This is a genomic window from Candidatus Jordarchaeum sp. (assembly GCF_052745115.1).
The window spans coordinates 1-6,073 of record NZ_JBRAKS010000234.1; the positions used below are offsets into that span (position 1 = coordinate 1).

Annotated in this window: 10 protein-coding genes; all 10 read left to right on the plus strand. The window is 38.1% G+C overall.

Going from position 1 to position 6,073, the window contains the following annotated elements; genetic code table 11:
• Window positions 1-244: 244 nt before the first annotated feature.
• The 10 genes from ACUVXA_RS14595 (at window position 245) to ACUVXA_RS14640 (ending at window position 5,973) form a co-directional block, all read left to right on the plus strand.
• Window positions 245-457, plus strand: a complete 213-nt coding sequence (locus tag ACUVXA_RS14595; protein WP_445872013.1) for a type II toxin-antitoxin system HicB family antitoxin — start codon at window positions 245-247, stop codon at window positions 455-457.
• Window positions 450-677: a type II toxin-antitoxin system HicA family toxin gene (locus ACUVXA_RS14600; protein WP_445872014.1), complete on the plus strand. Its 228-nt coding sequence runs from the start codon at window positions 450-452 to the stop codon at window positions 675-677. The genes ACUVXA_RS14595 and ACUVXA_RS14600 overlap by 8 nt, the downstream gene beginning before the upstream one ends.
• A gap of 215 nt (window positions 678-892) precedes the next feature.
• The gene (locus ACUVXA_RS14605; RefSeq protein ID WP_445872015.1) at window positions 893-1,684 is read left to right on the plus strand and encodes a class I SAM-dependent methyltransferase; all 792 of its coding nucleotides are present in this window, start codon (window positions 893-895) and stop codon (window positions 1,682-1,684) included.
• 319 nt (window positions 1,685-2,003) lie between these two features.
• Window positions 2,004-2,195, plus strand: coding sequence for a hypothetical protein (locus ACUVXA_RS14610; protein ID WP_445872016.1), 192 nt, complete (start codon window positions 2,004-2,006; stop codon window positions 2,193-2,195).
• 21 nt (window positions 2,196-2,216) lie between these two features.
• The gene (locus ACUVXA_RS14615) at window positions 2,217-2,558 is read left to right on the plus strand and encodes a DNA alkylation repair protein (protein WP_445872017.1); all 342 of its coding nucleotides are present in this window, start codon (window positions 2,217-2,219) and stop codon (window positions 2,556-2,558) included.
• A 39-nt stretch (window positions 2,559-2,597) separates the two neighbouring features.
• On the plus strand, window positions 2,598-2,726 hold the full coding sequence (locus tag ACUVXA_RS14620; RefSeq protein WP_445872018.1) for a hypothetical protein: 129 nt from the start codon (window positions 2,598-2,600) through the stop codon (window positions 2,724-2,726).
• Window positions 2,727-2,929: 203 nt separating this feature from the next.
• On the plus strand, window positions 2,930-3,673 hold the full coding sequence (locus ACUVXA_RS14625; protein WP_445872019.1) for a CPBP family glutamic-type intramembrane protease: 744 nt from the start codon (window positions 2,930-2,932) through the stop codon (window positions 3,671-3,673).
• Between the two features lie 345 nt (window positions 3,674-4,018).
• A complete protein-coding gene (gene arsM / locus ACUVXA_RS14630; protein WP_445872020.1) occupies window positions 4,019-4,825 on the plus strand; it encodes an arsenite methyltransferase in 807 nt (268 codons plus the stop codon).
• Window positions 4,822-5,154, plus strand: a complete 333-nt coding sequence (locus tag ACUVXA_RS14635) for a hemerythrin domain-containing protein (RefSeq protein ID WP_445872021.1) — start codon at window positions 4,822-4,824, stop codon at window positions 5,152-5,154. The genes arsM and ACUVXA_RS14635 overlap by 4 nt, the downstream gene beginning before the upstream one ends.
• Before the next feature lie 309 nt (window positions 5,155-5,463).
• Complete coding sequence (locus tag ACUVXA_RS14640; protein WP_445872022.1) at window positions 5,464-5,973, plus strand: flavin reductase family protein; 510 nt, start codon at window positions 5,464-5,466, stop codon at window positions 5,971-5,973.
• The last annotated feature ends 100 nt before the right edge of the window (window positions 5,974-6,073 follow it).

A 6,073-nucleotide genomic window follows, 5' to 3' on the forward strand; every position in this document is an offset into this window, starting at 1 on the left:
TTAATGGATTAAAGGGTGGGTCAGTTTTTACCTGGAAAAGTGGGTCATTTTTTGGTTGGAATTTTCATATTTTCATATTATGGCTATGTATTTTAGGGAAAAAGATATGAAGCTAAAAAATAAACACTTCGCCTAATATTGGCTATAAGCCATTAAAACGGCGTATAGTCGCAAAATGTTAGGCGACATTCGGCTTGATGTACGGCAAATTAAAAATTATAATTGACAACAAGAGGTTATTCTCATGAAAGTGCAAACACTTACTGCAATTCTTCATAAAGAAGAAGATCTCTATGTTGCGGAATGTCCTGAAATCGGGACAGTGAGTCAGGGTTACACTGTTGAAGAGGCTATTGCAAACCTGAAGGAAGCGACTGAACTATATCTGGAGGAGTTTCCAAATCCAGAAATATCTCGGCCGATACTGACGACTTTTGAGGTTACAGTTAATGTCTAAGCCGGGACGTCTTTCTGGTGAAGAGGTTATTCGCAAGCCTGAGAAGATTGGATTTTCAAAAATACGGCAAAAGGGCAGTCATATTATTTTGAAAAAAGAGACATCTGAAGGAACGATTGGTTGTGTTGTTCCAATGCATAGTGAACTAGCCGTTGGTACATTACGTGGGATTTTACGTCAAGCCAAAGTCACACCTGATGAATTTTTAAATATCGATTAACATAATTTGCCGAACGTCGCCTAACCCGGCGTAACCGGTTCGGAGGCGCCATGCGCCTCCTTACCAGAACCTGCTTGTTTAACAGAACTGAGCTTTTCATCTGCAGAGTGTTCTTTCTTTCAGTGAGCTTCTCATCTTGTGTACGGCTTCGGTTATTCCATTCGCCAGGAGAAATATCTATGTTTCTTTAAAACAATATGTAGGAATTTCAAAAAATGAAAGAAGAAAACAAATCAATACACGAATTTGGTGTAAACCTAATCTGCGAATATTTTCTGGGATTGGAACGACAGGGACCAGGTAGTCCTGAGGTTACTCTTAAGGCTTTGGGCTTCATAGACAATCTTAAAAAAGACTCATGCATAGCTGACATTGGCTGTGGCACAGGAGGACAAACTATGGTGCTGGCACAAAATGTCCAGGGAAACATTACGGGAATAGACCTTTTCCCTGCTTTCATTGAGCAGTTCAATATGAATGCTACGAAAATCAATCTTCAGGAAAGAGTGAAAGGTATTGTAGGTTCTATGGAAAATCTTCCTTTCCAAAATGAAGAATTAGATTTGATATGGTCAGAGGGAGCAATCTATAATATTGGGTTTGAACGTGGTCTTAATGAATGGCGGAAGTTTTTAAAACCAGGGGGCTATATCGCTGTGTCTGAAGTATCATGGTTTACAGAGAAGCGGCCTGTTGAGATTGAGAAATTTTGGATGGATGCGTATCCAGGAATAGATACAATTCCTAATAAAGTAAGCCAGATGCAAAAAGCTGGATATATTCCTGTTGCGACATTTATTCTGCCGGAGAATTGCTGGATAGATAATTTTTATATTCCACAGGTTTCAAGACAAGAAGAGTTTTTGCAAAGATACCGAGGTAATAAGACCGTGGAGGATCTAATAGCATACCAGCGGTATGAAGCTCAATTATATTACAAGTTTAAAGAATATTATGGCTATGTATTTTACGTAGGTAAAAAGTTTGTATATCCAGACCCTTTTTGAATCTTTTAAGAGATCACCGTGGATGACTCTTGTTCGGTCGGCAACGATTTTTGTATCAACTTCCTGGAACTCATCATTTATCTTGAAAATATTGTGTTGCATTTTTTACCTCCATGTAGTAATGATAAATGAAAACCCATAGTGGATCAATGAGGAAATAATAAAAGTAGGAAGGTTGCGGTCACTTCCTCTAACCTGGCGTAACTGATCAGGAGATTAAAGAATTATAGTAACAAAGTTAGACCTGACAAAGGAATATAAAACATATCACACAGCAAAGACGGTCCCTGAAATAGCCGAATTTGGTGAAATTCCTTTTTTGACTATTGAGGGTAAAGGTGAACCTGCTGAAGAGGTTTTTATAAAAGCAGTTGAAGCATTGTATCCTCTTGCCTTTGGTGTTAAAAATATCTGTAAAAAGCAGGGTAAAGATTTTGCTGTTCCTAAATTAGAGGGTTTGTGGTGGGTGGAATCTGATAAACCCGCTCTTGAAGTGCCACGAAAAGAATAGCGATGGAAGCTTCTTATTCGAATGCCAGATTTTGTTAATTCAGGGATAGTAGAAAAAGCGAGGGAAGAAGTCTTTAAAAAGAAAGGAATAGGACTGATTAGAGAAATCAAGTTTGAGAAGATTAAGGAAGGCAAGTGTGTTCAGATATTGCACACAGGACCGTACTCAACAGAACCTGAGTCGTTAGAAAAAGAATGGAGCGAAAGAGATGAAGAATTTGTTAAAAGGGCTGGTTTTGCCTTAATGGCATGGTTAGCCTTCAAAGATAGATATGCAGAGAATGAACAATTTGAGAAATTTCTTCTAATCATAAAAAGAGAAGCCGCTGATAACAGAAATTTTGTTAAGAAAGCAGTCAACTAGGTATTAAGGCAAATTGGGAAACGAAATGCTGTATTAAATATGAAAGCAATTGAGACTGCAAAAGAGATTCAAAAGATGGAATCTAAAACTGCCAGATGGATTGCTCAGGATGCAATCAAGGAATTAACAAGCGATACGATCCAAGAAAGGTTGAAAAAAATGGGGTAAATAAATATGAGCGGTCCTGGGCACTCTGCGGTCACTGCGCTCCCTTGCCTTGCTTCACTCGGTCACTTAACAGAGGATAAATGATCCGGTTCTTACAGAGCCTCACCTGAATTTTCTCTCTGGGGAAAGTTTGTTTATTCGCATCCGTTATAAGAAATCGTAATTGATAATTATCACAATGAAAAAATGAATGAGGAACGTTTATGACGAATTTGTCCCCATCAATCAAAATTTATATCGGACTTATCATAACTCTTGCTATTCTGGCAGCAGTCAATGTTTTTTTACCCCAAGGTGTTTTCTTACCAGTGCAAGAACTTCCTGTCTCCAGACCTGGACTTTCCCTTGTGAACGCCTGCACTGCACTTATTCTGTATGGAGGCTTGGGTTTTATTGGATTGAAGCTTTCAAAAAAACTTGGTTTTTCTGATATCTGGGATTCGAAATTTTCTAATACACAAAGGTTTTTGAATCCTGCGCTTGTTGGGATAGCTACTGGTGTATTTTTTATTTTTGCTGATGCTATTTTAAGCAAATTTCATACCTCAGGACCGCTTCCTCATCCACCATTTCCTGCATCTCTGGTAGCTTCGGCTGCTGCTGGTATTGGCGAGGAATTAATATTTCGTCTGTTTTTCATCTCGTTCTTTGTATGGCTTATTTCTTATGTGATTCTAAAAAAGAGATGGCAAAATCATATTTTCTGGATTGTGGCTGTTTTGTCAGCTCTTGCCTTTGCTCTGGGACACATTCCCTCCGGGATGATTCTTCTTGGCTTGAATAGTGTCAATGAAATTCCATTTGCTCTTATAGCTGAGATTGTTCTTCTCAACGGAGTGATTTCACTCTTTGCTGCATATTACTTCAGAAAATTTGAATTTTTAGCCCCAGCTGGCATCCATTTCTGGTCAGATGTAGTATGGCACGTTATTCGGGGAATGATTTAATCCTCGTGTAAAACTACATAGTAGGTTCATATCAATAGCACTCACCCAAATTTTTGCCTCGCAAAAACTTCTTTTATGCTGGGACTATTAGGTGCATTGACGCGGGAATAAAAATTATTAAGTGATAGCTGGTATTACTTTGGTTATACTGTTCACATGAAAACTGAAATCTATGTCTCAGATGCTTTATTTAAAAGATGAGTATCAATTTTATCCACAAATGCTAGAGACAATGGATTCGCATTGAAATGACCATGGATAAGTAGATGGCTATATATCAAAATTCCGGGGATTAAATCAGAGATAATTATATTTATAGTATAGTTAAAGCAGGGAGGTGATACAATGGACAGAAAGAAAACCCAAAAGATCGTAAGAGAAGCTTATAGCAGAATTGCCCTGGGGCAGGAAGGTTGTGGGTGTGCTCCTGGCACCTGTGGACTTGACCCTATGGAATTTGCCAGATCTATTGGCTACTCAGAGGAAGAACTAAAGGTTATCCCGGGTGAGGCTAACCTGACTCTCAGTTGTGGAAATCCAACAGCCCTGGTAGGTCTAAAAGAAGGTGAGGTAGTACTTGACCTTGGCTCGGGGGCAGGGTTTGATTGCTTTCTGGCTGCGGTAAGAGTTGGCCAAAAGGGCAAAGTTATCGGAGTAGATATGACACCTGAAATGATTGAGAAAGCAAGAGCAAATGCGGAAAAGAATGAGTTTGAAAATGTTGAATTTAGGCTTGGCGAGATTGAAAATTTACCTCTGGGAGACAACTCGGTTGATGTAGTTATAAGCAATTGTGTCATTAACCTGTCTGTTGATAAACAGAGAGTTTTCCAGGAAATCTATAGGGTTTTAAAGCCAGGTGGGAGAATAGCTATTTCTGATATTGCTCTTCTTAAAGAGCTCCCTGAGAAAGTTCGGGAGAACATTGCTGCCTATGTAGGTTGTATTGGAGGGGCATTATTGGTGGATGAGTATAAAAAGATCGTTGAATCATCAGGTCTAAAGTATGTCAGGGTAACTTTGAAAAGTTCTTCTGCCTGTGTTGATCCTGACACAAAAGATCCCATAGGTAGGGTTATTCTGAACGGTTTGGGGGAGAACGAGACTCTTGAAGGGTATGTAGTTAATGTTTATGTGGAGGGAATAAAATGAATTATGCGAGTGAAGATTTAATTAACGAGCATGAAGGAATTCTTTTGGGGTTAAAAATTCTTGAAATGATGGTTCATTTGATAAAAGCAAAAAAGCAGTTTGAAATTAGTGATTTAAAAGAAATGATCAATTTCTTTAAATTGTTCACAGATAAATGCCATCATGGTAAGGAAGAAGGAATATTATTCCCGGAAATGGAAAAAGCTGGTATACCAAAGGGAGATGGGCCAATCGGGCAAATGCTAATTGAACATGATGAAGGTAGAAAATACATATCCCAAATGAGTGATCTATTACAAAATGCTCCTGTTTCAACTGATTTCATCTAACCAGCTTTAAATTATATAAACTTGCTACGTAATCATATAGAAAAAGAGAACAAAGTTCTATTTCCTCTTGGAGATAAGAAGATATCTCTGGATGTACAGAAAAAATTATTGGATAAGTTTGAAAAATTTGAAGAAGACATAATGGGAAAAGGGACACATGAAAAACTTCATGATCTTCTTCATGCCTTTAGAATTAAATATATCGAAAATGAGTAAACCTCATCAAAATCAGATTAAAGAATAAGGATATAGTGTGTACATTAAGAACTTCTGCACAAAACGGAGAAAAACTTTGTAATGAAGGTAGATGTGGAATATTTAGAATTTATGTGGCCGATGAGGCATTTTTTAGTAACATGTGGGGAGATAGGAGGAAAATCAAATATTATAGCACTCAGTTTTTGTATGCCTGTATCAAAGGAGCCACCGCTTATAGCTTGTGCTGTAGGGAAAAAGGCTTACTCATGCAAGCTTATCAGAAGCACTAAAGAGTTTATTATAAATGTGCCCCTGGAAAAATTAAAACCACAGATATATTACTGTGGCTACCACTCCGGGTATCAGGTTGATAAGTTCAAAGAAACAGGATTAACACCACAACATGCGCGAAAACTGAAAGCTCCTATTATCGGTGAGTGTGTGGCTCATATGGAGTGTAAGGTAAGGATGGAGATAGAGACTGGAGATAAAAACCTGTTCATTGGTGAGGTCATAGAGGCTTATGCAGATGAGGCTCTCGTAAAGGGAAAGAAAAAAGTGGAGTATGCAAAAGGCGATTTTCCAGGGAAGATATATGCTACAAGGTTTAAAGAGGAATAAGGATAAAATATTTTCAAGGTACACTTAAGCTGGCAGCCTATTAGAGGTACGCTCTGAATATCCATTAAATCAAATAATAGGTCTACTAAAATTTCTATCC